Origin of the sequence: Pseudomonas sp. NPDC087697, from assembly GCF_044743155.1 — a bacterium.
Lineage (GTDB): Bacteria > Pseudomonadota > Gammaproteobacteria > Pseudomonadales > Pseudomonadaceae > Aquipseudomonas.
Genome location: NZ_JBIUVW010000006.1, coordinates 144,092 through 169,638 on the forward strand (window position 1 = coordinate 144,092; position 25,547 = coordinate 169,638).

A 25,547-nucleotide genomic window follows, 5' to 3' on the forward strand; every position below is an offset into this window, starting at 1 on the left:
AATATAAGTAACTTCAGGCTCGTGATAATGAGCACTGCATGGCCTGACGCAGCACCATGAGTTCACGGTCTTGGTGTTCCTGGGCCGTCATTGCTTCAGGGTGTTCGACTTCGACAAAACGAAACGTCGAGCCGATGGGCGCCTGAGCCAACCGCCAGAGATCGGCATCGATCACGTTGGCGATCTTCGGATAGCCACCACAGGTATTGGCATCGGCCAACTGAATGATTGGCTGACCGGAAGGCGGAACCTGCACCGTACCCGGCAGGATTCCGTGGGATAACAACTCCAGTGGTCGTCGGGTTTTCAACTCCGGCCCGATCAAGCGCATGCCCATGCGATTGGCTTCCTGGCTCAGCGTCCAGCCCTGCTGAAAAAACTGCGTCTTTGTCGGCTCGTCGAACTCATTGAACTCGGCCGCTGGCAGTACTCGGATCTCGATGGCTCGATCACGCTCGGGCAGCGCCCAAGACAGGGCGGCGCCCACACCGGCTTGCGGTTTGTATGTCTGGTTGCCCAATACCAGGCGATCGCCGCGCATCAAGCCACGCCCTTCGAAACCACCGAAACCGGTTTTCAGGTCGGTGGCTCGCGAGCCCATCACCAGCGGCACCTCAATGCCGCCGGCGAACGACACATAACAGCGCGCGCCCCGCCGAGGCGGCTTGATCAGCAGTGTTTGTCCGGCCTTGCCGTCACAGGCCCACTGGGGAGGCAGCGGCTGTTCATCCAGTAGCGCCTCGCCATCGGCCCCGGTGATTGCAAAGCGGCAATCGCTCAGCAAGCGTAAACGGAAAGGAAATAACGCGATCTCCAGACCCGCAGCGTTAGCGTCGTTGCTCAATAGTGCATTGCCCATGGCGTGGGCCAGAGCATCCATGGCGCCGGACTGACCCACGCCAATGCTGAGATAACCAGCACGCCCGGCATCCTGGACAGAGTTGAGTACACCGGTAGACAGGATTTCGATCATGATTCAACTCCGGCAATGCTGAAGCGAATGCGATCACCGGGTTGCAAGAACGACGGCGACGATTGTTGTGCGTCGAACAGTTGCACATCGGTATGGCCGATCACATGCCAACCCGAAGGCGCCGAGCACGGCATGATGCCGGCCTGAGCCCCACCGATAATCACTGAACCTTGCTCCAGGCGCATGCGCGGCACCGCACGGCGCGGCGTCGCCAGGCGCGGATCGAGCCCCGACAAATAAGGAAAGCCCGGCATGGCACCAACACACGCGACCTGATAAATCGCCTCGCTGTGAAGCCGAATGAACTCGTCGACCTCAAGCTGCGCAAGCGCAGCGATCTGCACCAGGTCATCACTGGCCCTGGTGCTGTAGATCACGGGAATGTCGATATCTCTGCCTGGCGACTCGTCAGCCACAGCCTGCTCCCACAGCGCCATGAGCTGATCAGAGAGCACTATCGGAGAGACTTGCCGAGGATCGTAGACCACCAACACATTGTTCATTCCCGGCACCAGTTCCTGCACACCGGGTATTTGCCCGACGGCTCGGGCGAGCGCCAGTACCCGGCACTGCACGGGTTCGCTGAATCGCGGCCCGGCAGCATCGAAAAACAACCCTCGGCTACCAGCGATACAGACTCTCGGCACCACATCGAGACTCGCCATGATCAATAATTCACTCGTTGACCGGAACGGTGTAATTGAGGATCAGACGACCACCGTCTGGATAGATGGTCTGGCCGATGATGTAAGAAGCATCGTCACTGGCCAGGAAGGACGCGACGCTGGCGACTTCCGAGGCCTCGCCACAGCGACCCATCGGGGTACGAGACAACACTGTGTGTCGCTGAGCCGGGCTGGACATCACCGAGTTGAGGACCAGGTCGGTGGCGATAGTGCCGGGGCCAATCGCATTGACTCGAATACCGTGACGAACCAGACCCACCGCCATGACGGCTGTCAGTTGCTTGATACCGCCCTTGGAAACGGCATAGGCCACCGAGTTGGGGATCGCCAGCTCAGCGTTGATCGACGACATGTTGATAATCGAACCCTGAATGCCCTTCTCGATCATCACTCGAGCGGCGGCCTGACCGATCAGGAACGGCGACTTGAGGTTGACCCGCTGCACACGGTCAAAAGCGTCTTCCGGGAAGTCGACAAAATCGGCGGTATGGATGATGCCAGCGTTGTTCACCACGATGTCCAGCGAACCGAAATGCTCGACGGCTTTGGCCACGATAGCCTTGGCCATGGCCGAGGAAATTTCACTCAAATCGGCGGCGTACCAAGTCGCGTTTTCGCCCAGGCGTTCGGCCTGTGCCCGGACCTTGTCGGCTTGCACATCGACCAGCACCACCTTGGCGCCATCGGCCAAAAAACGTTCGGCACAAGCAAGGCCCAAACCTTGGGCGGCACCGGTAACGAGAGCAACTTTATTGGCGTGTTTCATATCGACTCCTGATTCTCATGGAATAAAAAATGGTGTTAAAAACCGAGGCTCAAGTGCACCTGCGACGGTTGGAAACCAACGTCCGAACAGTTGCCCTCAGCGTGTTTCTCAAGACTCTTCGTAGTCAGTGACCACCCAGGTAGGCGTTGCGTACTTCTTCGTTGGCCAACAGATCCCGACCCGCGCCTGTGAGGCGGATCTCACCGTTGACCAACACATAAGCACGATCCGAAAGCCTCAAGGCATGATTGGCGTTTTGTTCCACAAGAAAGATCGTCATGCCGGTGCTCGCCAGGTCCCGAAGGATCGAGAAAATCTGCTTCACCACGATCGGTGCCAACCCCAACGACGGCTCGTCGAGCAATAACAAGGTCGGTCGACTCATCAACGCCCGGGCAATCGCGAGCATTTGCTGCTCGCCGCCGGACATGGTCATGGCCCTCTGGTTGCGTCGCTCCTTGAGTCGTGGAAACAGCTCGAACATGCGCTGTATGTCCTCATCGGCGTGCTTGTCGCCAATGGGGATGGTGCCCATCATCAGGTTCTCTTCGACGGTCATGTCGGGAAACACCCGGCGGCCTTCAGGCGACTGGGCAATGCCATTGGAGGCGATGTAGTGGGATGACTTCTGGGTGATATCGGTGCCGCGGTAGATAATCTGTCCGGCGCTCGCCCGTGGCTGACCGAAGATTGACATCAGCAAGGTTGACTTGCCGGCGCCGTTGGAGCCGATCAAGCTGACGGTCTCGCCCTTGTTGATGTGCAGCGAGACTTTCTTCAGCGCCTGAATCGGACCGTAGTGCACATCGACGTCTTTCACTTCAAGAATCGGCGCGTTCATACCAGCTCCTCTTCTTCGGCACCCAGATAGGCGGCGATCACTTTGGGGTCGTTACGGATCTGTTCAGGCTGGCCGCAGGCAATCACATTGCCGTGATCGAGCACCACGATGTCGTCGGAAATACTCATCACCATGCCCATGTCGTGCTCGATCAGCACCACCGTCATGCCGTGCTCGTCACGCAGCAAACGGATCATCCCGCTCAAAGCTTCGGTTTCCTGCGGGTTCAAGCCGGCTGCCGGTTCGTCCAGGCAAATGATCTCGGGGCGTGTGCACATGGCCCGGGCAATTTCCAGGCGACGTTGCTGGCCATAGGAAAGCTCACCCGCCAAACGGTTGGCACAGTCCACAAGGTCGACCACTTCAAGCCAGTAGAACGCGGTGTTCAGTGCGTCTTCTTCAGCCTTGCGATAACCCCGGGTGTTGAGGATGCCTGCGAGCAGGCTGCGATTGACCCCCATGTGCTGGGCCACCAGCAGGTTCTCGATCACCGACATTTCCTTGAACAGACGGATGTTCTGGAAGGTCCGCGCCAGGCCGGCACGGTTCACCAGATGAGTGCCACCGAACATCTTGTAAAACAGTCGACTGGCGAAGCTTTTCGGCGATACAAAGTCGGTCGGCAGAAACGGCTCGCCCAGCAACTTGATCACGTTGGTCCGTGCGCCACCTGTATTGAGTTCGATCTTCCCGCCGGAGGCCTTGTAGAACCCGGTCAGGCAATTGAATACGGTGGTCTTTCCGGCACCGTTAGGGCCGATCAGGGCAAAGATGGAATTGCGTCGGATGGCCAGACTGACATCGCGCAGGGCTTTGATGCCGCCGAACTGCATCATCAGATTTTCCACCGACAGAATGACGTCCCGGCTCATGGCGCCACTCCTTTGCGAGGTTGAACGCCGATGCGGCTGATACGAATCAGTCCCCGTGGTCGCCAGATCATCATCAGCACCATCAAGACACCGAACAGCAGCACCCGGTACTCGGCAAAACTACGCAGCAACTCAGGCGCAACGGTCAAAACAAAGGCCGCGATCACTACACCAACGGTCGAACCCATGCCGCCCAATACCACAATGGCGAGAATCAAGGCTGACTCGAAAAAGGTGAACGATGACGGGTTGACGAAGCCCTGATAGCTGGCGAAGAACACGCCCGCCAGACCCGCAGTAGAAGCGCCAATGGTGAACGCCGAAAGCTTGACCAACACATGGTTCAACCCCATGGCCCGACAGGCAATTTCATCCTCGCGCAGTGCTTCCCAGGCACGCCCCATTGGCATCCGGGTCAGCCGGTTCTTGATGTAAAGCACCCCAAGCACGACCAGAAACAGAACCGCATAGATGAAAATGAACTTCAGGTCGGGGTTGTAGGCGGTGCCAAGAAACTCATGAATCGGAATGCCGCCTGCCTTAGCCGTACGACCAAACTCCAGGCCCATGAAAGTGGGCGCGGGTACTGGTAGTCCATTCGGCCCGCCAGTAAAAGACAACCAGTTGTTCAAGATCAGTCGGATAATTTCGCCGAAACCTAATGTCACAATCGCAAGATAGTCACCGTGCATTCGTAGCACCGGGAAACCGAGCAGACACCCGGCTAATCCGGCGGCGACGGCAGCAAGCGGCAGCACTGACCAGAATCCCAGACCCAAGTATTGGTAACCCAGCGCCAGTCCGTAGGCACCAATCGCGTAGAAGCCCACATAACCAAGGTCAAGCAATCCTGCCAGGCCGACCACGATGTTCAGACCCAGGCCCAACAACACGTAGATCAAACCGAGTATCACCACAGTCATCAGGTACTTGTTGGCGAACACCGGGAACACAATAGCGATGACGATTAAGGCAGGAATTATCCAAAGCAGCCGGGATTTGTAATCCGGCGCCAGTACATGGACGCCACTGTCGCCCCCCTTGAACCGAGCAATGAGAGCGGCGCCACTCGCGGTCTGGATAAATAGACTGAGCGCCAGGCGACCCACCATCACGATGGCCGTCATCCATGCCACTCGCGTGGGGTGCCAATTGAAACTGTATCCATCGAGCACGACGCCGACGACAGGGCCGAAGACGATCAGTGCCAGTAAACCGGCCACCAACGACTCGACCAGACTTTTCTTGATATCCAGCGCCTTGGAGACAGGCGTAGAAACATCCAGGGTTTTGTTCAAGATCACGGAAGACATGCTTACACCTTTGTCACGTGTGGACGGCCGAGCAGGCCTTGCGGTCGGAAGATCAAAATCAGCACCAACAGCGAGAAGCTGAAGACATCCTTGAAATCGCTATTGACCATGCCTGCGAACTGCGACTCAGCCACACCCAGAATCAATCCGCCCAACATCGCCCCAGGAAGTGAGCCGATGCCACCAAGGACCGCTGCGGTAAAGGCTTTGATGCCAATGATGAAGCCGGCATAGAAGTCGAACGTCCCGTAGTTCATGGTGACCAGTACGCCAGCCAATGCCGCCATGGCGGCGCCGATGATGAACACGCTGGAGATGATCCGATCGGTATTGATCCCCAGGATCGAGGCCATCTTGCGATCCTGCTGAACCGCTCGGCACATGCGCCCCAGGGTGGTGTACTGAATGAGGTAAGTGAGCGCGGCCATGCCAAGAAAGGCCGCCACAAGAATGAACAGCTTGGTGTAGGTCAACTGCACGAACCCGCTGCCCACAGTGAATCTCAGAGACCCTTCGAGCAGTGTCGGGATACCCTGTTGGCGAGCGCCCTGGCTGAGCTGAACGTAGTTTTGCAGGATCAGCGACATGCCAATGGCACTGATCAAGGGTGCAAGGCGGGTTGAGCTACGCAACGGCTTGTAGGCAATCCGTTCGATTACCAGGCCATATGCACCGGTCACTATGATGGTGAAAATCAAGGTCCCGAGGATCAGGAAGGGAAACGACTCAACGCCGAAGAACGACAATACCGCCAGACCAATCGCTGCCAGATAAGCAGAGACCATATAGACCTCGCCGTGGGCAAAGTTGATCATGCCGATGATGCCGTACACCATGGTGTAACCGATCGCGATCAGCCCGTACACCGAGCCGAGCGTCAACCCGTTCACCATTTGTTGTAGAAAGATGCCATCCACGATACGAATTCCGTCTGAGAATCAGGAAGAGCTATCTGCCCCGGCCCGACAAACAGGTCCGGGGCAGCTTGAGGACAGTTCAGAGCTGCTTGTATTTACCGTCCGGGCCCCACTGGTACATCACGTAATCGGAGACTTTGAGATCCCCCTTACTGTCCCACTCCTTGTTCCCCATCGCTGTCGGGACGGGATGACTCTTGAGCCACTGGGCCGCTTTTACGCCGTCAGTCCCCTTGGTCGCACTGAAGGCCGCCGCTAGCGCCTGCACCGAGGTGTAGGCATACAGGGTGTAACCCTCCGGCTCGTAACCGTTGGCGCGGAATTTATCGATGACCGCCTTGCCTGCGGGGTTGTTGCGCGGGTCTGCGCCGAAGGTCATCAACACTCCGTTGGTGTACTGAGCACCGCCGGCAGCGCTGACCAGCTCATCAGTTACGATGCCGTCTCCGGAAATGAACTTGGCTGTCACTCCCTGCTCACGCAACTGACGTACCAACGGGCCCGCCTCTGGATGCAACCCGCCGAAGTAAACGACGTCTGGATTAAGTGCGCGAATCTTGGTCACCAGGGCGTTGAAGTCTTTCTCTCCACGGGTCAGCCCCTCATAGAGCACCTCCTTGATACCCTTCTTTTTCAACTCCAGCTTGGTAGCATCGGCCAGCCCCTGACCGTAAGTATCCTTGTCGTGAATGAGCACGACCTTTTTGGCTTTGAGCACATCAGCGATATAGTCGCCCGCAACGATTCCTTGCTGGTCATCGCGACCGCAGTTACGAAATACAGTGACAAGACCGCGTTCAGTGACCTGGGGATTGGTGGCGGCTGGACTGATGGTGACCACGCCTGCATCGGCATAGATTTCGTTGGTGGGAATGACCGAGGAAGAGCAGAAATGCCCGACGACCGCCGACACCTTGTCGGATTCGATCAGCCGATTGGCCACGGCGACCGCCTGCTTGGGATCGCATGCGTCATCACCTTTGACCAAACGGATCTTTTCACCGTTGATACCGCCCGTGGCATTGATTGCCTCTGCCGCCGCAGAAGCACCTTTCCACACCTGATCACCATAAGCGGCGTATGTACCCGACATAGGGCCCGCCACACCGATCACAACATCTGCACGCACTACCCCACTGACCAACGTCGCCGCCAGGGTTGCACTCACCAAAAAGGTATTCGCCTTACCACTCATATCGCTCGCTCCACGGTAGAACAGCTGTAAAACAACCCATCGATACATTCCGTAATATGCACAGCAGAACTTCTTCGACGAATTGCCAAGGGGTCAGCAGCAAAGTCGTTGATTAGTGCCTTTTCAGACACAAACCAACATTACGGGCCAGTTAGTATTGGAGTTGGTTCACGATGCCAGCCCTTGCATCGAGGTCCATTCTGACGACGCCAGCCACGTCTGGCTTGAATCGCTTGGGCTTATATTTTGCGGTTTTTTGCACATCTGGTTTTTTGGAGAGCAAAAAAACCGCCCAAGCTCAAGAGCTGGGCGGTCTATTTAACGAGGCAAGTGCGTGACGTGAATGCCTTTACTCAGAGAGAGCGACTGCTGGTCCGATATTGCTGAGGTGTGTAGTGAGTAGCCGCTTTGAACTGGCGAGAAAATGCGCTGTGATCCGCGTATCCGCAATCAGTGGCGATATCGGTAATGCTGCTCTCGGTCTCTTCAAGCAACTGGCAAGCCTTGTCGATTCGTATACGGATGAGCATTTGTTTGGGGGTCAGATGGAAGATTTCTTTCGTCAAACGCTCAAGGGTATCCACCGACAGATTTACACTGTCCGCCACCTCCGAGATCAGCAGCTTCTGATCATTTTCCGACTCCAGAATGCGAATGAACTCCAGCAAGCGCTTGTAGCTGGAGTTCTTCTCATCGGGACGAGGCAAAATTCGCGAGACACCGACCAAACCATAAAGACCGGTTCGCTGGTCCAGCAAGCGAAACTTCGAACTCAGACACCACTGCTTTTTCCCGTCGGCGGAGAAGTACAGCCGCAACGCATCGATAATCTTTTTACCGCTTTGAATCACGCTCAAATCCTGGGCCAGGGTATTGTGCCCGGTGCCAGGAAACAGCTCGTCGGCCGTAGTTCCAATGACCCGACTCTTGCTGCGCATGCCACTCTGTTCAACGATCGCCTGGTTCACCATGACATAGCGCGCCTGGCTATCCTTGACGAAGAACATCACGTCCGGCAGGCGATCGAAAATCTGCTCCAACAGCGGAAGGTTATCCTCAACACCGCGCAGCAACTCTTCGTATCCGAACATGACACACCTCGCATTGACCCGATGGCGCCGAACCACTGTTCAGCCAGACCGTTGCAGCGAAGGGTGCCTCAGACAATGAAGCTGTGCAAGCCCCCGAAAAATAGCCCAAAAAAAATCATGCACGGTTCTGGTTCAAAATGGAGCTTCCCGCACCACCTGGAATCTTTACAAGCACAATGGCATATGACTCATCAGCTTTTTTCAGCGTAACACTGGCTGCACCCGAGACATCGACCCGAAAGCAAAATCACTATGCATAAATCCGCATTAATCTCCGTATTACTTACAAGCCACTGGAGCAGTTCTCGACCACACTGAAGTCAGGTTGACACTCAAGAGAACTCTCCATGACTCAGCAATCAGCGTCGGTGGTCATCATCGGCGGCGCCATCATTGGCAGTTTCGTTGCGTACTCCCTTCGCCGCGAAGGCTTCAAGGGCTCGATCAAGGTCATCGAACGCGATAGCACCTATCAGTTTTCCTCGACAGCCTTGTCAGCATCGTCGATCCGTACTCAATTCGGTTGCTCCTTCAACATCGGCATGAGCTTGTACAGCGCCAGTGTTTTTAAAAACATCCGGCAGTGGTTTGGTGAAGATGCCGACATCGGATTCGAGGAACGGGGCTATCTGATGCTGGGCTCCCCCGAGGGTGCAGACATACAGCGGGCCAATGCACTCATGCAGCGCGAGCACGGCGCCAGCGTCGATATTCTGAGCCCGGAACAGACCCTGCAACGCTTCCCTTGGCTGAATGTGGACGATCTGGGAATCGCCACCTATGGCGCAGCCAATGAAGGCTGGTTCGACGCCTGGGCCTTGCTGCAGCTGGTGCGTCGCGAGGCTCGCAAGCTCGGAGTGGACTACGTACAAGCCCGGGCGAGTGGCCTGACTTGCACCAACGGCAAAGTCAGTGCCGTGCGTTTGGATGACGGTAGCAGCCTGCCCTGCGACTGGTGTGTCAACGCCGCAGGCCCGGCCAGCGGCAAAGTTGCCGGCTGGCTGGATATCGCACTGCCGGTAGAGCCACGCAAACGCACGGTGTTCCATATCAAGGCACCGGTGTCGACCGAAGGTTTCCCGATGCTATTCGATAACTCGGGCGCCTGGATACGTCCCGAAGGCGATGGTTTCATTGCCGGTATCGCTCCGCTGGACCACTTGGACCCGAACGCCGACGGCGATTTCGAGCCAGCCCACGAACTGCTTGAAGACGTGCTCTGGCCGCTATTGGCTCACCGCATCCCCGCACTGGAGCAAATGCGGCTGCAACGTAGTTGGGCCGGTCATTACGAGATGAACCTGCTCGACCACAACGGCGTGATCGGCGCCCACCATGAGATTGACAACTTTCTCTTCGCCACCGGTTTTTCCGGACATGGCGTCATGCATTCGCCCGCCACAGGTCGTGCAATTGCCGAACTGATCACTCACGGCCAATACCAGACTCTTGACCTGTCGCCTCTGGGTTTTGAGCGTATCCGCGACAATCGGCCGATCGTTGAATCGGTGGTCTACTGAAATGCCGCGGCAGGCCAAGTCTGTCGTCGCTTTATCCGCAATCGCAGTTCAATCGGTGAACAGAACTTCCGCCTCGGAATCCTCCTTGGTCGCTAGCTGTTCAGGTGGTGCGAACCGTACCCTGGCAGTCACTTACTTCAACCACAAAGGTAACTATTCATGAAGGTCCTGATCGTTTTTGCACACCCCGAACCGGCATCCTTTAGCGCTGCCCTGAAGAACACTGCCGTTTCGACCCTCACACGCCAGGGGCACGATGTGATGGTCAGCGATCTGTACGCGATGAGCTGGCAACCGGCCCTCAGTGAAGGCGATTTCGTCGGTGAACGTGCCGACGCCCACTACCTCGATCTGTCTCGCGAACAGGAACACGCCTTCGAGCACAATGCCCATGCAGCGGTGGTGCGCCAGGAACAGGAAAAACTGGCAGCGGCCGACCTGGTGCTGTTCCATTTCCCGGTCTGGTGGTTCTCCATGCCGGCTATCATGAAAGGCTGGGTGGACCGTGTGTTCAGTCGAGGCTTCGCTTATTCAACCGGGCGCAAGTATGAATCCGGCCACTTCAAGGGCAAGCGCGCCATGATCTGCCTGACCACCGGTACCGCCTCGACGCTGTATGAGCCAAGTGGCATCGACGGTGATCTGCACGCCGTGCTGTGGCCGATCCATAACGGCATGCTCGCCTATACCGGCTTCACTGTGCTGCCACCCTTTGCTGCCTGGATGCCGGCCCGGGTCAGCGAAGAAGAGCGTCAATGCTACCTGGCTGACTACGCCGAACGCCTGGAAACCCTGGACACCACCGACGCGCTGTTCTTCCACCCATGGGATGACTACGACCAGACCCAACGCCTCAAGCCAGGCGTGAAAGCCCGTTCGGGAGTGCAATGGAACCCGCTCGCCGACCAGACTCGCGAAGAAGCTGCCGCCCAAGCGAAGGCAAAATGCCAATGACCGCAAGTAACCCCTTCCAGAACCTGCACCACGTGTGCATCGTGGTCCATGACATGGCCAATGCGGTGGCGTTCTACGAGTCCGTCGGGATCGGCCCATGGCAAGATTTCCCGTCTCTGGAGGTGTTCAGCGGTGAGCTGGACGTTCCCGACAAGGCGGCCTTTCTGAAATTGCATTACCGCTTTGCCAACCTGGAAAACGTTCAACTGCAGCTTTGTGCGCCACCCGAGGGCAATACACCCCAGCGCAAATTCCTCGACACTCATGGCGAGGGCGTCTTCCACCTGGGCTTCTCGGTACCCTCCTGCGATGAAGGACAGGCCCAGGGTCAAGCGCTGGGTCTGGATATTCTGCTGCGTGGACGACTGCCGGATCGCAACGGTTTCACCTATTTCGACACCCGCGAAAAAGGTGCCGGCGTCACGTTACAAGTGCGATCGGCAAAACGCGCCTGAGCCTCCCTTCTCGATAAATCCAGTGTGACCGCCTCGGTCATACTGGATACCTTTACTGACCTCCCCCCTCGATGCACATCCATACCGCCACTTGCGAGTTGGGCCTGATGGCCGACTGGCCTTCTTGACTGTGTGTATCCGGTTCTGCGGTAACGGCTGCTTATGGTTCCGCCGTAAGGGCGGAACCATAAGCAGCCGTTACCGAAGAAACGGATATGCAAACGATCAAAATAAACCCGCCGACCATCAGGACGCCGTCGCGGGCAAGTCGGATCGACGCACCGCACGCTCCCACAGGGATCTCCAGTGGACACAAGACCTGTGTAAAACCGAGATCAAATGAGGGAGCCGGGCTTGGTCCGGGCGGCGATCCGACGATGAACGATAACGCCGTGCATCAGCCCGCCGCCAATTGTTCACCCTTTCACCGACCTGATGAACGCTTTGCCCTGCTCTGAAAAAAGCAAAACAGCCATTGCCCTGTAAGGAGCAATGGCTGCTTGTTTGAGTGGAAACGGGATAAAGGTGACCAGCCTTCAGTGCCCAGCCGACGCCCTCCCAGCAGGACGCCGGCAGCCAACCTCAACGATGACTTTCAGCGCCCATCAGCGCCTCTCTGAAGCGGCTGCGTAGATAAGGACCATCACGCGGTGGCAGCGAGGTTGGTTCCGGGTCGGTGGTGACTTTTACACCGACCAGCACTGGCCCGTCATGCTTGTACAAGGTGTCGATGACATCTTCCAGTTGTGCCGCGGTACGCACCAAATGGCTTGCAGTAAAGCCTACGGCCGTAGCCACCGAGGTGATGCTGACGCCACGTCCAGCGTGCGCCGGTTGCATACCCGTTTCGGCATAGTGTTCGTTATCGATGACGACGATGGTCAGGTTGTTCGGACAGTGGCAGGCGACGGTCGCCAGGGAGCCGATCCCCATCATCATCTCCCCATCACCGACGAAAACGAATACTCGCTTCTCTGGTTGCGCCAATGCGACCCCCATGCCGACCATGACGGCACCGCCCATGGCGCCCCACAGATAAAAGTTCTGCGCGCAATCTCCGGCAGACGCCACATCAAATGTCGGGTTACCCAGACTGGTGATGGCCAGGGCATCCTTTCGATCGCGCAGGATCCGCGCAACCACTTCACGACGACGAAGAACGGGTTTGGATTGCTCAGTAGCAGTCATGATTTCACTCACTTGTTGAAGTTCTTGGTGCCAATGACACGCTGGCCGATCAGCACGGCCACCATGCGTCCTGTCTGATAAGCGAATCGGGCACCGGCACTGACGGTTTCCTCGATCTCTTCCGGATGGTCTGCTCGATAGACATACACACCGGATGCTTCCAGCACTTCCTGGGTGGACTTGCCCATCGCCACTTGCCAAGGATTGAACTCGCCCCATTCACCACGCATGGTGACAATCATGAACAGCGGCATACGGGTTTCATGCTGTAACGAAAGCATATTGATGCAGTTACCAACGCCGCTCGATTGCAACAGCAGCACGCCGCGTTGACCGCCGATCCAGGCGCCACCGAGTTGCGCAACGCCCTCCTCTTCGGTGGTCAGCGACACGGAATGAATCTGCGGATCCGCGTCACATAATTGGATCAGCTTGCTGTGCCCCGCATCCGGCACGTAGGCCACTTGCCGGACATCCAGCTTCTTGAACTCAGCAAATATCTGCTCAGGCCAATTAATCGTCATGTTGAGTTAACTCCACGTTTAGTGTTCAAGGACAGCGCCCGCCAGGACGCCTGTTGTTTGATTTATAAATCCATCAACGTTGTTCAAATCGGTTCAGGCATAAGCCGGCAGTTTTGACAGGGCGAGCACCAACACGAGGAGATGTCGCCGACATTTGACGCACCACTTTTTTGTTTTTTTCATGGGGTCTTCTCATTAGTAAAGGACTCAGATCGTTTGCTGAGTCGTCATCGCCGCATCAGCCATGATGGAAAACGATGGTCTTGGTAATGCTGAACTCTTCAAGCGCCAGCAACCCCTTTTCACGGCCGTGGCCGCTCTTGCGAACGCCACCGAAAGGCAGTTCCACCCCGCCACCGGCGCCATAGCAATTGATGAAAACCTGACCGCCTTCCAGGCGCTTGGCCAGGCGATGCTGACGAGCTCCGTTTTCAGTCCAGACCGCACACACCAAGCCGTAGTCGGTACCGTTGGCCAGCGCCACCGCGTCGTCCTCATCATCGAAAGGCAAAGCTGCCAACACTGGCCCGAACACCTCTTCCTGTGCCAGCTTGTGAGTTCGTGGTACCGGGCCGAACAGGGTCGGCCGCACGTAGTAACCACCGGCAGGCAAGTTGTCATCGAGGATGCCCTCGGCCAGTACCGGCAACCCGGAATCCTTGCACTCCTGGATAAACTGATTCACCCGAAGAAATTGCGCCTGGGTGATGATGGGGCCACAGTCAGGAGCACTCGAAGGCAACCCGACACGTATTTCGCGGAACCTTGCCGCCACGCGCTCGATGACTTGATCGAACACCTCACGCTGAATCAACAAACGGCTTCCCGCGGAGCAAGTTTGCCCGGCGTTTTGAATGATCGCGCCGACGATCACCGGAACAGCCTTGTCCAGGTCTGCATCGGCGAAGACCACCTGCGGCGACTTGCCGCCCAGCTCCAGCACGCACTTCACATGATTGGCGGCAGTTGCCGTCTGGATAGCCACACCCACAGCGGGTGAGCCAGTGAAGGTCATCAGGTTAATCCCTGGGTGAGCAGCAAGCGCCGCACCGGCCTCACGACCAAAACCAGTGACGATGTTCAACACTCCGGCAGGCAGACCGGCTTCAGTGGCGATCTGCGCAAATCGCAGTGAAGTCAGGCAAGCTTCCTCGGCAGGTTTGAGCACCGAGGTGTTGCCCATCGCCAATGCCGGCGCAAGGGTGCGACCCAACATTTGCGCCGGGTAGTTCCAGGGAATGATGTGTCCGACCACACCGCACGGCTCGCGGACGACGTTGACGGAGTACCCGGGCAGGTAAGGGATGACTTCGCCGTGGACCTTGTCGCAGGCTCCGCCATAGAACTCGAAGTAACGCGCAAGCGCCTCGATGTCCTTGCGCGCCAACGTCAGCGGCTTGCCCGTGTCGCGAGCTTCGATATCAGCAAGCTCATCGATATGCCGTAATACTGCTTCACCGATGCGCACCAACACACGGCCCCGATCAGTCGCGCTTTGCTGGCCCCAACGTCCATTCAGTGCCCTACGTGCTGCGTTGACCGCCAAATCAATATCTTGCGCCTGACCTCGGGCGATCTCGCCAATCACCTCACCAGTGACGGGCGAATGCACGACGATGCTTTGTCCGCCTGACGCGGGGCACTGTTGGCCGTCAATAAAAAGACTGCTCATGGATCTATCTCCGACATGGATTGGGGATGCATTCGTGCCTGAAAAAATGGTCATCAGCCTCGCGAGTCCTGCACCAGCCGACGGGCATAACCCAGCACTGGCGCATCGATCATTTGCCCCTCGAACTGAAAAGCGCCCGCTTGGGTTTCGGCAAGCGCCAGCACTTTTCTGGCCCAGAGCAACTGGGTTTCGTTGACTGCAAATATGCTGTTGACCGTTTCGACCTGCCGAGGATGGATACACAACATCGCGCCGAACCCCATTTCACGGCCATTTTCAGCAGCGCCGATCAACCCATCGGTATCAGCGATATCGGCAAACACCGTTTCAACGGGTTTTGCCAATCCAGCATTCACGCTGTGCAGCACGATGGCGTAGCGAGCCTGGGTCATGACTGCGTCAGCACCAAGACTGCCGTTCTCCAGGCGCAAATCCAGCGCGAGATCCAGGGCGCCGAAGCTCAACCGCTCCACATACGGGGCACTCGAGATAGCCTCAAGTGCCAGCAGCCCCTTGGCACTTTCGATCAGTGGCCAAATCGGCCGTACGCATACGGCTAACGCCTCAATCTCTTCAGCGCTTTGTGCTTTGGGCAGAACGATGGTCGAGACGCCAGGATGGCGTGCACAAAAGGCGATGTCGGCGGCATGCTCGCGATGGCCAGGAGCGTTGATCCGCACCGCCAATCGCACTTCGGGATTTGCCTGGAGGAACTCGTCCAGGTTGTCGCGCGCCTGAACTTTGAGCCCTTCCTCGACCGCATCCTCAAAGTCGACAATGACGCAGTCCGCGCCGCAATCCAGCGCCTTGGCAAATCGCTCGGGACGACTGCCAGGGACAAACAGCGCGCTTCTGATGTGCTGCGATGGGTAAGTGCTCATATCACCCCCTTTTTCCGCATCTGCTCCACCGCAAGCGGCGAATAACCCAGCTCAGCAAGGATCGCCACGCTGTGCTCCCCAAGCGCGGGGACAGCATCCATTCGAGGGGTGAACGCGTTACTGGCACCAGGCGGCAACATCGCCGGCAACTTGCCAGCCGGGCTGTCAACCTCTACCCAGCGTTGACGGGCTTTGAGTTGCGGGTGGTTCCACACCGCCTGCATGTCATTGACATTGGCGTTGGCGATTTGCGCATCGTCAAGACGCGCCACCACTTCGACTGAGCCCAAGGGTTCGAAGGTTTCGACAATAATCTTGCGCAGTGCTTGCCGATTCTCCGAGCGCTTGTAGTTGGCAGAAAAACGCTCGTCATTCTTGAGCTCGGGCATACGCAGGACACGGTCACAAAACACTGCCCATTCGCGCTCGTTCTGCAACCCCAGCATCACGCTTTCACCACCGCCGGCAGGAAAAGGTCCGTAGGGATAAATCGTGGCATGTGAGGCGCCAGCTCGTTGTGGCGGTTGAGCACCCTGGTAAGCGTAATACAGCGGATAACCCATCCATTCCGCGAGACTCTCGAGCATGCTGACGTCGATCTGGCTGCCCTCTCCGCTTTTCTCGCGGAGCAACAACGCCGACAGGATACTGGTATAGGCGTACATACCGGCCGCGATGTCGGCGATAGAACAACCCGCCTTGGCCATCTCGTCCTCGCCCGGGCCACCGGTGACAGACAGAAAACCGGCTTCGCTCTGGATCAGCAGGTCATAAGCCTTTTTCTTTTCATAAGGACCACCCTCGCCATATCCGGAGATGTCACAGACGATCAACCGGGGAAAACGCTCGTGCAGCGCGTCGTACGAAAGCCCCATACGAGCAGCAGCACCCGGAGCGAGGTTTTGCACCAACACATCAGCCTTGGCCAGCAAGGCATCGAGCACGGCATCAGCGCCGTCGGCTTTGACGTCCAGGCTCAAGCTTTCTTTGGAGCGATTGGCCCAGACGAAATGCGATGCAAGGCCATCGGTACGGGTGTCGTAACCACGGGCGAAATCGCCACCCTGGGGGCGTTCGACCTTGATCACTCGGGCTCCCATATCAGCCAGTTGCCGGGTGCAGAACGGTGCCGCGATGGCATGTTCAAGACTGACCACGGTGATACCGTCGAGGGGGCGCGCAGTTTGACTATTAGTGGTCATGAGACTTACTCCACCCATTCACGAAGGTCATCGCTGTAGTGCAGCATCCACACCCGATCAATCAGGGTCGTCGCCTGCTCCGGGGTTTTCGCACCGGAAAAGCCCAGCAGACGACGGAATTTGTCCTCCAGCTCAGGGCGAGACAGCGTATTGCCCGGATCACCCTTGGGCTCGTCGATCGCCCCGTTCAGGGTGCGGCCATCGGTGGTTGTCACCACCACCCGACCGAGCCACCGCGCCGGGTAGGCGCTGTCTACTTCGGGGTCCAACACCATGCTGACCTTCTCGCGGAACTGCGACACTCGAGGATCGTTCAGCGCTAACGTGTGGAACTCCGTAAGACCGGCCTTGCCGTGCACGGCGATCAAACCCAGCACCGTGCCCATCGAGAACTTCGCCTGGTGTATCGACTGCGGCACCACCACCATTCCCAACACATCGATCGCACCTTGATGCACCCGGGTGACCACACTGGCGATTTGCTGATGCTCCAGACCTTCGCGCTGCATCAACGCCAGCAAGGCATCAGCAGCAGGATGGGTGTGGCGGCACGAGGCGTGAAACTTGAACGAGGTTTCTGCCAATGCCCAACGCGAGCCAAGACGGTCGGACAGTTTTGCAGGATTGGCATCGCTGGACATGCCAGCGGCCATACCCTGCTCACCCTCAAGAATATTGCGGGCGCCGGTCAATCCGTCGCGGGTCATGTAGGCCGCCAGTAACCCATCAGCCGCAGCTTTGGCCGTGTGCAGCTGCTTGGAGTCGGCGGCATCACGCAGAAACTCCCAGAGACCGGCAGCCTGCGTCCCGGCGTTTCCCAGAAGATTGATGAACTGCTCTTGATTGAAATCAAGCAGCTTGCCGACGGCAACAGCTGCGGCGAGGGTCCCTACCGTGGCCGTGGTGTGGAAAATTCTATAGTGCGAGCGTCCGAGGAACTCGCCGATACGAATGCCTGCTTCGTAACCCGCGACCGAGGCCAGCAGCAATTCGCGGCCGGACTTGTTCAGATCCTGAGCGGCGGCGAGAACGGCAGGAAACACAACGGTGGCCGGGTGCAAGACCGAGCTGTTGTGCAGGTCATCCTGCTCCACCAAGTGCGAAGAAGCGCCATTGACGAATGCAGCAAAGTAAGCCGAAGTCCCGCGCCCGCTGACTATGATTTTCGCCGGGCCGTCAGCCGGGCCCATATTCTTCGCATAATTCTCGAACAGCGGGATCGGATGGGAACCCTTGCTGGCCAGAGCCGAACCGAGCCAGTCGAGAAAAAGATCTTCGGTCCGATTCAGGACGTCGACCGGAATCTGCGAGTACTGCAGGGAAGCAAGGAATTCAGCCAGGGCTTGAGTGTGAATCACGGTCATTTCCTCAAAAGCTGCGCGGCAGCGAGAGCAGGTGCTCGGCCACGTACGACAGGATCAGATTGGTAGAGATAGGCGCGACCTGGTACAGCCGGGTTTCGCGGAACTTGCGCTCGACGTCGTACTCGCAAGCGAACCCGAAACCACCGTGGGTTTGCAGGCAAGCATTGGCCGCCTCCCAGGAAGCCTTGGCCGCCAAGTACTTGGCCATGTTGGCGCTGGCCCCGGCATTGATACCGCTGTCATATTCCTCACAGGCGCGCCAGCGCATCAGGTCGGCAGCTTCGATTTCGATGTGGGCTTCGGCGATGGGGAACTGCACACCCTGGTTCTGCCCGATCGGCCGACCGAACACCACGCGATCACGGGCATAGGCACTGGCCTTTTCGATAAACCAGCGACCGTCACCGATGCACTCGGCGGCGATCAGGGTGCGTTCGGCATTCAGGCCGTCGAGGATGTACCGGAAGCCTTTGCCTTCCTCGCCGATCAGGCTGTCAGCGGGGATTTCCAGGTTGTCGAAGAACAGTTCGTTTGTTTCGTGATTGACCATGTTGGCGATCGGCTGCACGGTCATGCCGTTACCGATAGCCTCGCGCAGGTCGACCAGGAAGATCGACATGCCTTCGGACTTCTTCTTCACGTCGACCAACGGCGTAGTACGCGCCAGCAGGATCATCAGATCGGAATGCTGGATTCGCGAGATCCACACCTTCTGCCCGTTGATCACATACTTGTCCCCGCGCTTGATCGCGGTGGTCTTGATCTTGGTGGTGTCGGTACCGGTAGTCGGCTCGGTGACACCCATCGATTGCAGGCGTAGTTCGCCGGCGGCGATCTTCGGCAGGTAGTAGCTTTTTTGCGCTTCACTGCCGTGTCGCAGCAGGGTGAACATGTTGTACATCTGCCCGTGCACGGTGCCGGAGTTACCGCCGCAACGGTTCACCTCTTCCAGGATCACAGAGGCCTCAGCCAACCCCAGACCGGAGCCGCCATACTCGGTCGGAATCAGCGCTGCCAGCCAACCGGAATCGGTCAGGGCCTTGACGAAGGCTTCGGGGAAACCCTTTTCCTCATCCACCTTGCGCCAGTAAGCGGCATCGAATTCGGCACAAAGGGCGCGCACCCCGTCACGAATAGCGTTGAGCTCTTCACTGTCTCTTGAAGTCATCACGTCTCTCTCATCATTGCAGGAAGGCGAGCGAGGCTCGCTCAGTCGAAGGTCACGTGCGCCAGTTGCGCGGCACCCGATTCGTTACCGGCCCACACCTGGGCATGGCCAGGACCGAGAATGCGTCCACCGACCTGAAACGGTGCCCCTGCCAGCAATGGGCGAACACCGCGGAAGGAAAAGCTGCGCACCCGCGCCTGCGGGTGGGCCCGGCAAAACGCGCGAAGATTGAGCGTGGCGATCAGCGGCCCGTGAACCACCAACTGTGGGTAGTGCTCAACCTGAGTGACATAGGGGGCGTCGTAATGGATGCGATGTCCGTTGAAAGTCACCGCGCTGTACCTGAACAGCAGGACCGGACCAGGGCTTACCTGTTCGCTCCATTGCCCATCATTAAGCGCCTCTCCATCACTCAGCTTGGGCGGTGTGGCTTGCCTATAGACAATGTCCTGCTCATCACGCAGACACAGCTTCCCTTCCTGGTGGTAGTCATGGCGGACCGTAACGAACAGCAGATTGCCGGTACGGCCAAGCTTTTCTTCGATATGGGTGATGGTGGACAGGCGTGATGCTTCGGCACCCACGCGCAACGGCTGGATGAACTCCAGACGGGAACCGGCCCACATGCGGTTGCGGTCATCGGCAGGCGGGAGGAATCCACCCCGGGCTGGATGGCCATCGTCGCCCAGAGCCGACTCGGCAACAGGCTCCTGGAAAAAACACCAATGCCAGAGCAGTGGAAGCGCCTCATTCGGACCGGGCACCGGTTCGCCGAACGTCGCAGCGATGCGCTTGAGCAAATTGAAACTGATGAACTCGTGAGCCTGTTCGGTTTTACCGATCCAACTCGTCAGATCCTGAGCGCTCATGGACTCTTATCCTCGGCGTGTTTATTTGTTATGCGCCGATCATCGGAGTTCAAAAACAGCCTGTAAATTTCCTTTTATTAAAGTGTACGTTAATGCAAGATTAACGCTCCACCGCAACTCCCGAAGTACATATCATGAATTTCGACCTGACTGACCTGAGCCTCTTCATCAATATCGCCGAATCTTCTAATCTGACCCAAGGCGCACGAAAAACATTCATGTCAGCGGCAGCCGCCAGCACTCGCATCAAAACGCTGGAAGCACAGCTAAATTGCACGTTGCTTTACCGAAATCGCAAAGGAGTAGAACTTACCGAGTCTGGTCAGCTGCTCCTGCAGCATGCACGACTGGTCAATCGTCAGGTCGCCCATCTAAAAAATGCCTTTGCAGAATTCGGTAGCGACACTGCAGGCCATATAAGAATTTTTGCCAACACCACAGCCGTCACCGAGTTTCTACCGGAAGTCCTGGCAGGGTTTCTCGCACAGCGACCTGGGGTCACCATCGACCTGCAGGAGCGGCTTACGCGAGACATCATTCGTGGCGTACTGGAAGGGTCAACCGACATGGGCATCGTCGCTGGACCAGTAGCCAGTAAAGAGCTACAAGTCCTGCATTTCAGCACGGATCGGCTGGTGCTCGTGGTACCCGCCAATCACCCGTTGACCCACAACAAAACCATCAAGCTGCGCGACACCCTATCCTTCCCACACATTGGCCAGCATGAGGGAAGCACCCTACAAGCCTTTGTACGTGAACAGGCCGAAAAGCTTGATATAACGCTTTCCTGGAGAATCCAGCTTTCCAGTTTTGAGGCGATCTGCCGAATGGTCGAAGCCGGCGTCGGAATCGGCGTAATCCCGGAGTCCGCTGCCGTCCGCCATAGCAAGACCATGCGCTTGGCCATACTGCAACTGGATGAACCTTGGGCCGTACGTGAACGCAGCATTCTTGTCAGAGACCTTGAAGCACTACCCGGATGCGTGCGTCCGCTGATCGCATTGCTGCGGGGCAAATAGCACCACTTCTATGCAAAAATCCGCAAAAAAATGCGTAACCAATACAAGCCCGACGCGTATCTTTTGTATAACCTGCAGAACATCGAAAAGATAAAGAACTGTTAATACCAGAGACATGCATCCAAGCGCACCACAGGAGTTCGTCACTTATAAATTATAAATAACACAAACACCTTCTAACTATTTACTTGACGACCATCAAGACTAGTTAAATATATAACTGTGCGCGAAATAAAAACCTCAAGAATTTTATAACCAACGACAACCCAGAAAGATCAGTCCTCACCGCATACATCCAACCAACAAACCCTCAGTCCTTTCATCTCCCGGACTTGTGCATCCGCTGGCAGCTTTCCTGCTCAATCATTATTACTTCCCTGACAGTAACTTTTTCACCATCGTTCTTTTCCAGGCGGATGACCATCATAACGACGACAAGCACGATGAGGGGGGGGTCAGCTATCCCGGTCCCCCTCACGTGGTCAAACATCACGCATTCACAAGCAATGGCCTGGGTTTGAGCAGGAAGTGCCCCAGTGCCGGAACCAGTACCAACGCGCCAACCATGTTCCAGATGAACATGAACCCGAGCAGGATGCCCATGTCGGCCTGGAACTTGATGGGCGACAGTACCCAGGTGAGCACGGCAATACCCAGCGTTACCCCCGTCATCACCACAACCTTGCCGGTAGACAGCAGCGCAAGGTAGTAAGCGTCGGACAGGCTTGAGCCTCTACGCAGATTGGTCAGTGTCACGCTGAGGATATAAAGCGCGTAGTCCACACCAATGCCGACCCCCAAGGCGATCACGGGGAGCGTCGCCACCTTGACGCCGATGTTGAGTCCCACCATCAAGGCTTCGCACAAAATAGAGGTCAGCATCAGCGGCAACACTGTACACACCACTGCGCGCCAGGATCTAAAGGTGATAAAGCAAAGCGCGATGACGGCGGCGTACACCATGAACAGCATCTGAACGTTGGAACGCTTCACGACGATGTTGGTGGCCGCTTCGATCCCTGCATTGCCCGCCGCATTGAGGAACTGGATCTGATCGGTGTTATGGGTCGCCGCGAACTGCTCGACGGCCTGGACCACGCTGGTGAGAGTGTCCGCCTTGTGATCGGTCAGGTAGACATACACCGTCAGCAGATCGCAATTCTGGTTGAACAGTTCTCGTGGTGCGCGGGTGATAATCGCGTTCAAGAGCCCCTGATTTCGGGGTATCTCGTACCACGTCATGCTGCCTTCATTCATGCCTGCGGCGGCCTGCTTGCTCAGCGCCGCCAACGATGTCGTGGATACCACGCCGGGCAACTGCTGAAGCTGCGCTTCCAGCGCGTCGACTGCCACTAGTGTCTGGTAGTTGGCACAGAAGTATTGGGGCGTTTTCACCATCACCACGTACTTGTCGCTGCTCGCGGAAAAGTTGCTGACCATAAAGCGGTTGTCGCTGTTGTAGCGCGATTCCGGACGCAGCTCCGGCGCCCCGGGATTGAGGTCACCGATCTTCACATGAAGGCTGACGGCAAAGCCTGCCACCCCCAGCATCACGGCGATGAGAATTGCACCACTCGCCCATTTTCGTTCGGTGAACCGATCCAGAAAAGCCCAGAATGGGTGCCGCGTGTGGTGAGCATCTCGCTGCGAGAACTTGTCATTAGCCGCTTCACGCTGAGCCGCCGATTTGCTGACGCCGGTGTATGACAACAGAATCGGCAACAGAATCAGGTTGGTGAAAATCAACGTCAAAACACCAATCGTCGCGGCGACGGCCAGATCCTGAATGACCGGAATTTTGATGATCATCAACACGGCGAAGCCCACGGCGTCGGCCACCAGCGCCATCAGCCCCGTCAAAAACAGCCGGCGAAAGGTGAAGCGTGCCGCCACGAGCTTGTCGGCTCCGCGCCCGATGTCCTGCATGATCCCGTTCATTTTCTGCGCGCCGTGACTCAACCCGATCGCAAACACCAGGAACGGGACGAGGATCGAATACGGGTCGAGGTCAAACCCCAGGGTGGGCAGCAATCCCAGCAACCAGACCACGGCGATGATCGAGCACAGCAGCACCAGCAACGTGCTGCGCACGCAGCGGGTGTACCAGAACAACACGATGCCGCAAATCACCAACGTCGCGGCGAAAAACAGCTGCATCTGCCGCATACCGTCAATCAGATCGCCCACCACTTTGGCAAAACCGGTGATGTGGATTTTGATGTTGTCGGTTTCGTACTTGGCCCGAATCTGCTCGAGCTGGCCTGAAAGCGCGTTGTAATCCAGCGGTTTGCCGTCGTCCGAGGTGATGTCCTGAAGCGGCAACAGCACGATGCTGGATTTGAAATTGGAGGCCACGAGCCGACCTACCTCGCCCGACCGATCGACGTTCTGCCGAACCTGCTCCAGACTCCTGGCAGAACCATCGTAATTGTCAGGTATGACCGGTCCACCGTCGAAACCTTCCTCCGTCACGCCGATCCAGCGGGTCGCCGGCGTCCACAAGGACTTCATGTACGATCGGTCGACGCCTGGCAGTAAAAATACCTCATCGTTGATTTTCTTGACCGTTTCCAGGTACGCGGCATCAAAAATACTGCCCTGTCTGGCTTCGATCGCAATCCGTAACGTGTTACCACCCTCCCCCAACTGTCCGCGGTTTTTCAGGTAGTTCTGCACGTAAGGGTGATCCGTCGGGATCATTTTTTCGAACGCTGCATTGAGTTTCAAACTCAGCGCCTGATAGCCGAGCACCAGGCTGAGCAGTACGCAAATGCCTAAAATGATGCTGCGATGATTGAACAACAACCGTTCAACCAGGGTGCCGGAAGAAGGATCAAACTCGGCGGGTTTTGGGACGGTTTTATGCTCGGCAGAACGAGTAAAGCTGTTCATTGATTGTGCTCCGGCGAGTCCACTGCAATCGCGGACGACAGCATGCCGCGTGCACTACTGATGATCAGGTTTCCGTTCGCGGCTTGCGCGATGCCCGTGAAGTAACCGGGTTGAGTAATCTGAAGGACAGCCGCTTTCGTATCATCATTGGCGAAGCGCAACACGCGTCCCGACTCATCGGCGAGGAGTACCGAGCCATCGTCAAGACGCAAGCCACTGGTCAACGTAACGGGCTGCAGGGTGTCGAGACGCTGCCAGGTATCACCGCGATCCCTGGACTCGAAGGCTTTGCCACGAAGCCCGAACGCCAGGATTGATCCGCTGTGGGTCGCCTGAAGCCCGAAGGTCGTGCCCTCGTAGGGCGACGCCAGCGACTCGAAGGTCTGGCCCTCGTTGCTGGAGCGCAACAGCGTGCCCTGCTCTCCGGCAACAAAGAGATCCGCCCCAACCCGTTCAATGGCGTAGAGATGCAGCCCTGAAGGATTGTCGATACGGGAACGGATGGATTGCCAACTGAGCCCGCCGTCATGCGTCACAAACGCGAGGCCGTACGCGCCCACCACCCAGCCGTTTTTGGCGTCGAGGAAAAACAGATCCAGCAACGGCTTATCGGGGCCATCGTCCACCAGTTGCTGTGCTTGAGCGATTTTTTGCGCATCGTCGGAGCGTTTGGCTTCTTGCAATTCGATGTCGGCCGCCTGGACGCCATCAAGCTGCTTACTCCAGGTCAGTCCGCCATCCCGGGTGTGCAGGACGACTCCGGCATGCCCGACAGCCCAGCCTTCGCCGTCATCGATGAACCGAACCTTGACCAGCGTCACGCTGACGGGGGAGCTGACTTGCTTCCAGGTATCGCCATTGTCATCCGAGACAATGATGAACCCTCTTTCGCCGACGGCCACCAGGCGTTGCCCGGCACGCGCCACGCTCAGCATGACCGAATGGGTCGCCATGGCACTGGTGATCGATGGCTGCACCGGCAAACCATCGGTTTGCGCCATTACTGCAGTGCTGAAGAGTACTGTCACGATCGAAGCGCTCAACAGCAATGCCTTGAACGGATGGCTGGATATAAACCTTGATGTTTGAGTTCGCATTTTCGAGGCTCGATGATGCGGTTCCATGGACGCGATGTCAGTGGCACAGCGTCCATGGAACACAAGTTTGAATAAGCTGTTGCGAGGC

Annotated in this window: 23 protein-coding genes; 4 read left to right on the forward strand and 19 right to left on the reverse strand. The window is 57.3% G+C overall.

The features are described 5' to 3' along the window. Positions 1-13 precede the first annotated feature (13 nt). The 9 genes from ACIPIN_RS07080 to ACIPIN_RS07120 form a co-directional block, all read right to left on the reverse strand. Positions 14-973: a biotin-dependent carboxyltransferase family protein gene (locus ACIPIN_RS07080; protein WP_401116989.1), complete on the reverse strand. Its 960-nt coding sequence runs from the start codon at positions 971-973 to the stop codon at positions 14-16. Beyond that, entirely contained in the window at positions 970-1,638 is a 669-nt protein-coding gene (gene pxpB / locus ACIPIN_RS07085; protein WP_401116991.1) for a 5-oxoprolinase subunit PxpB, read from the reverse strand. The genes ACIPIN_RS07080 and pxpB overlap by 4 nt, the downstream gene beginning before the upstream one ends. A gap of 10 nt (positions 1,639-1,648) precedes the next feature. Beyond that, entirely contained in the window at positions 1,649-2,425 is a 777-nt protein-coding gene (locus ACIPIN_RS07090) for an SDR family NAD(P)-dependent oxidoreductase (RefSeq protein ID WP_401116993.1), read from the reverse strand. Positions 2,426-2,549: 124 nt separating this feature from the next. Further along, positions 2,550-3,266: an ABC transporter ATP-binding protein gene (locus ACIPIN_RS07095; RefSeq protein ID WP_401116995.1), complete on the reverse strand. Its 717-nt coding sequence runs from the start codon at positions 3,264-3,266 to the stop codon at positions 2,550-2,552. Continuing rightward, on the reverse strand, positions 3,263-4,138 hold the full coding sequence (locus ACIPIN_RS07100) for an ABC transporter ATP-binding protein (protein ID WP_401116997.1): 876 nt from the start codon (positions 4,136-4,138) through the stop codon (positions 3,263-3,265). The genes ACIPIN_RS07095 and ACIPIN_RS07100 overlap by 4 nt, the downstream gene beginning before the upstream one ends. Then, on the reverse strand, positions 4,135-5,451 hold the full coding sequence (gene livM, locus ACIPIN_RS07105) for a high-affinity branched-chain amino acid ABC transporter permease LivM (protein ID WP_401116999.1): 1,317 nt from the start codon (positions 5,449-5,451) through the stop codon (positions 4,135-4,137). Before livM ends, ACIPIN_RS07100 begins: the two co-directional genes overlap by 4 nt. Positions 5,452-5,453: 2 nt before the next feature. Next, on the reverse strand, positions 5,454-6,368 hold the full coding sequence (locus ACIPIN_RS07110; RefSeq protein ID WP_401117000.1) for a branched-chain amino acid ABC transporter permease LivH: 915 nt from the start codon (positions 6,366-6,368) through the stop codon (positions 5,454-5,456). 79 nt (positions 6,369-6,447) lie between these two features. Beyond that, a complete protein-coding gene (locus ACIPIN_RS07115; protein WP_401117002.1) occupies positions 6,448-7,563 on the reverse strand; it encodes a branched-chain amino acid ABC transporter substrate-binding protein in 1,116 nt (371 codons plus the stop codon). Positions 7,564-7,916: 353 nt separating this feature from the next. After that, positions 7,917-8,636, reverse strand: coding sequence for a helix-turn-helix domain-containing protein (locus ACIPIN_RS07120; RefSeq protein ID WP_401117004.1), 720 nt, complete (start codon positions 8,634-8,636; stop codon positions 7,917-7,919). Positions 8,637-9,001: 365 nt separating this feature from the next. Here ACIPIN_RS07120 and ACIPIN_RS07125 point away from each other — a divergent pair, with 365 nt between their 5' ends. The 3 genes from ACIPIN_RS07125 (at position 9,002) to ACIPIN_RS07135 (ending at position 11,583) form a co-directional block, all read left to right on the forward strand. Beyond that, on the forward strand, positions 9,002-10,174 hold the full coding sequence (locus ACIPIN_RS07125) for an NAD(P)/FAD-dependent oxidoreductase (RefSeq protein WP_401117006.1): 1,173 nt from the start codon (positions 9,002-9,004) through the stop codon (positions 10,172-10,174). Between the two features lie 159 nt (positions 10,175-10,333). Next, the gene (locus ACIPIN_RS07130; RefSeq protein ID WP_401117008.1) at positions 10,334-11,128 is read left to right on the forward strand and encodes an NAD(P)H-dependent oxidoreductase; all 795 of its coding nucleotides are present in this window, start codon (positions 10,334-10,336) and stop codon (positions 11,126-11,128) included. Continuing rightward, the gene (locus ACIPIN_RS07135; RefSeq protein WP_401117010.1) at positions 11,125-11,583 is read left to right on the forward strand and encodes a VOC family protein; all 459 of its coding nucleotides are present in this window, start codon (positions 11,125-11,127) and stop codon (positions 11,581-11,583) included. The genes ACIPIN_RS07130 and ACIPIN_RS07135 overlap by 4 nt, the downstream gene beginning before the upstream one ends. Before the next feature lie 582 nt (positions 11,584-12,165). On the opposite strand, the gene ACIPIN_RS07140 is transcribed toward ACIPIN_RS07135, so the two are convergent. From ACIPIN_RS07140 to ACIPIN_RS07175, 8 genes are all read right to left on the reverse strand, one after another. Continuing rightward, complete coding sequence (locus tag ACIPIN_RS07140; protein ID WP_401117012.1) at positions 12,166-12,771, reverse strand: thiamine pyrophosphate-dependent enzyme; 606 nt, start codon at positions 12,769-12,771, stop codon at positions 12,166-12,168. Positions 12,772-12,779: 8 nt separating this feature from the next. Beyond that, complete coding sequence (locus tag ACIPIN_RS07145; protein ID WP_401117014.1) at positions 12,780-13,295, reverse strand: phosphonopyruvate decarboxylase; 516 nt, start codon at positions 13,293-13,295, stop codon at positions 12,780-12,782. 238 nt (positions 13,296-13,533) lie between these two features. Beyond that, positions 13,534-14,967: an aldehyde dehydrogenase family protein gene (locus ACIPIN_RS07150; protein WP_401117016.1), complete on the reverse strand. Its 1,434-nt coding sequence runs from the start codon at positions 14,965-14,967 to the stop codon at positions 13,534-13,536. A 53-nt stretch (positions 14,968-15,020) separates the two neighbouring features. Further along, positions 15,021-15,848 carry an HpcH/HpaI aldolase/citrate lyase family protein gene (locus tag ACIPIN_RS07155; protein WP_401117018.1) on the reverse strand — a complete coding sequence of 276 codons (828 nt, stop codon included), beginning with the start codon at positions 15,846-15,848 and terminating at the stop codon, positions 15,021-15,023. Further along, positions 15,845-17,050, reverse strand: a complete 1,206-nt coding sequence (locus ACIPIN_RS07160) for a CaiB/BaiF CoA transferase family protein (protein WP_401117020.1) — start codon at positions 17,048-17,050, stop codon at positions 15,845-15,847. The genes ACIPIN_RS07155 and ACIPIN_RS07160 overlap by 4 nt, the downstream gene beginning before the upstream one ends. 5 nt (positions 17,051-17,055) lie before the next feature. Further along, positions 17,056-18,408, reverse strand: coding sequence for an MmgE/PrpD family protein (locus tag ACIPIN_RS07165; RefSeq protein WP_401117021.1), 1,353 nt, complete (start codon positions 18,406-18,408; stop codon positions 17,056-17,058). 10 nt (positions 18,409-18,418) lie between these two features. Next, on the reverse strand, positions 18,419-19,582 hold the full coding sequence (locus tag ACIPIN_RS07170) for an acyl-CoA dehydrogenase family protein (RefSeq protein ID WP_401117023.1): 1,164 nt from the start codon (positions 19,580-19,582) through the stop codon (positions 18,419-18,421). A gap of 41 nt (positions 19,583-19,623) precedes the next feature. Next, positions 19,624-20,451: a MaoC family dehydratase N-terminal domain-containing protein gene (locus ACIPIN_RS07175; protein WP_401117024.1), complete on the reverse strand. Its 828-nt coding sequence runs from the start codon at positions 20,449-20,451 to the stop codon at positions 19,624-19,626. 134 nt (positions 20,452-20,585) lie between these two features. Between ACIPIN_RS07175 and ACIPIN_RS07180 the strand changes: the two genes are divergently transcribed. Further along, on the forward strand, positions 20,586-21,470 hold the full coding sequence (locus ACIPIN_RS07180) for a LysR family transcriptional regulator (protein WP_401117025.1): 885 nt from the start codon (positions 20,586-20,588) through the stop codon (positions 21,468-21,470). 489 nt (positions 21,471-21,959) lie between these two features. Here the strand turns inward: ACIPIN_RS07180 and ACIPIN_RS07185 are convergent, their stop codons facing one another. Then, positions 21,960-24,362 (reverse strand): RND family transporter, encoded by a 2,403-nt coding sequence (locus ACIPIN_RS07185; RefSeq protein WP_401117026.1) that lies wholly within the window; start codon positions 24,360-24,362, stop codon positions 21,960-21,962. Continuing rightward, entirely contained in the window at positions 24,359-25,459 is a 1,101-nt protein-coding gene (locus tag ACIPIN_RS07190; protein WP_401117028.1) for a WD40/YVTN/BNR-like repeat-containing protein, read from the reverse strand. Before ACIPIN_RS07190 ends, ACIPIN_RS07185 begins: the two co-directional genes overlap by 4 nt. Positions 25,460-25,547: the final 88 nt, after the last annotated feature.

Coding starts and splice junctions, on each gene's coding strand:
- ACIPIN_RS07080 (WP_401116989.1), bottom strand. CDS start 973: ATGATCGAAATCCTGTCTACCGGTGTACTCAACTCTGTCCAGGATGCC.
- pxpB (WP_401116991.1), bottom strand. CDS start 1,638: ATGGCGAGTCTCGATGTGGTGCCGAGAGTCTGTATCGCTGGTAGCCGA.
- ACIPIN_RS07090 (WP_401116993.1), bottom strand. CDS start 2,425: ATGAAACACGCCAATAAAGTTGCTCTCGTTACCGGTGCCGCCCAAGGT.
- ACIPIN_RS07095 (WP_401116995.1), bottom strand. CDS start 3,266: ATGAACGCGCCGATTCTTGAAGTGAAAGACGTCGATGTGCACTACGGT.
- ACIPIN_RS07100 (WP_401116997.1), bottom strand. CDS start 4,138: ATGAGCCGGGACGTCATTCTGTCGGTGGAAAATCTGATGATGCAGTTC.
- livM (WP_401116999.1), bottom strand. CDS start 5,451: ATGTCTTCCGTGATCTTGAACAAAACCCTGGATGTTTCTACGCCTGTC.
- ACIPIN_RS07115 (WP_401117002.1), bottom strand. CDS start 7,563: ATGAGTGGTAAGGCGAATACCTTTTTGGTGAGTGCAACCCTGGCGGCG.
- ACIPIN_RS07125 (WP_401117006.1), top strand. CDS start 9,002: ATGACTCAGCAATCAGCGTCGGTGGTCATCATCGGCGGCGCCATCATT.
- ACIPIN_RS07130 (WP_401117008.1), top strand. CDS start 10,334: ATGAAGGTCCTGATCGTTTTTGCACACCCCGAACCGGCATCCTTTAGC.
- ACIPIN_RS07135 (WP_401117010.1), top strand. CDS start 11,125: ATGACCGCAAGTAACCCCTTCCAGAACCTGCACCACGTGTGCATCGTG.
- ACIPIN_RS07140 (WP_401117012.1), bottom strand. CDS start 12,771: ATGACTGCTACTGAGCAATCCAAACCCGTTCTTCGTCGTCGTGAAGTG.
- ACIPIN_RS07145 (WP_401117014.1), bottom strand. CDS start 13,295: ATGACGATTAATTGGCCTGAGCAGATATTTGCTGAGTTCAAGAAGCTG.
- ACIPIN_RS07150 (WP_401117016.1), bottom strand. CDS start 14,967: ATGAGCAGTCTTTTTATTGACGGCCAACAGTGCCCCGCGTCAGGCGGA.
- ACIPIN_RS07155 (WP_401117018.1), bottom strand. CDS start 15,848: ATGAGCACTTACCCATCGCAGCACATCAGAAGCGCGCTGTTTGTCCCT.
- ACIPIN_RS07160 (WP_401117020.1), bottom strand. CDS start 17,050: ATGACCACTAATAGTCAAACTGCGCGCCCCCTCGACGGTATCACCGTG.
- ACIPIN_RS07170 (WP_401117023.1), bottom strand. CDS start 19,582: ATGACTTCAAGAGACAGTGAAGAGCTCAACGCTATTCGTGACGGGGTG.
- ACIPIN_RS07175 (WP_401117024.1), bottom strand. CDS start 20,451: ATGAGCGCTCAGGATCTGACGAGTTGGATCGGTAAAACCGAACAGGCT.
- ACIPIN_RS07180 (WP_401117025.1), top strand. CDS start 20,586: ATGAATTTCGACCTGACTGACCTGAGCCTCTTCATCAATATCGCCGAA.
- ACIPIN_RS07185 (WP_401117026.1), bottom strand. CDS start 24,362: ATGAACAGCTTTACTCGTTCTGCCGAGCATAAAACCGTCCCAAAACCC.
- ACIPIN_RS07190 (WP_401117028.1), bottom strand. CDS start 25,459: ATGCGAACTCAAACATCAAGGTTTATATCCAGCCATCCGTTCAAGGCA.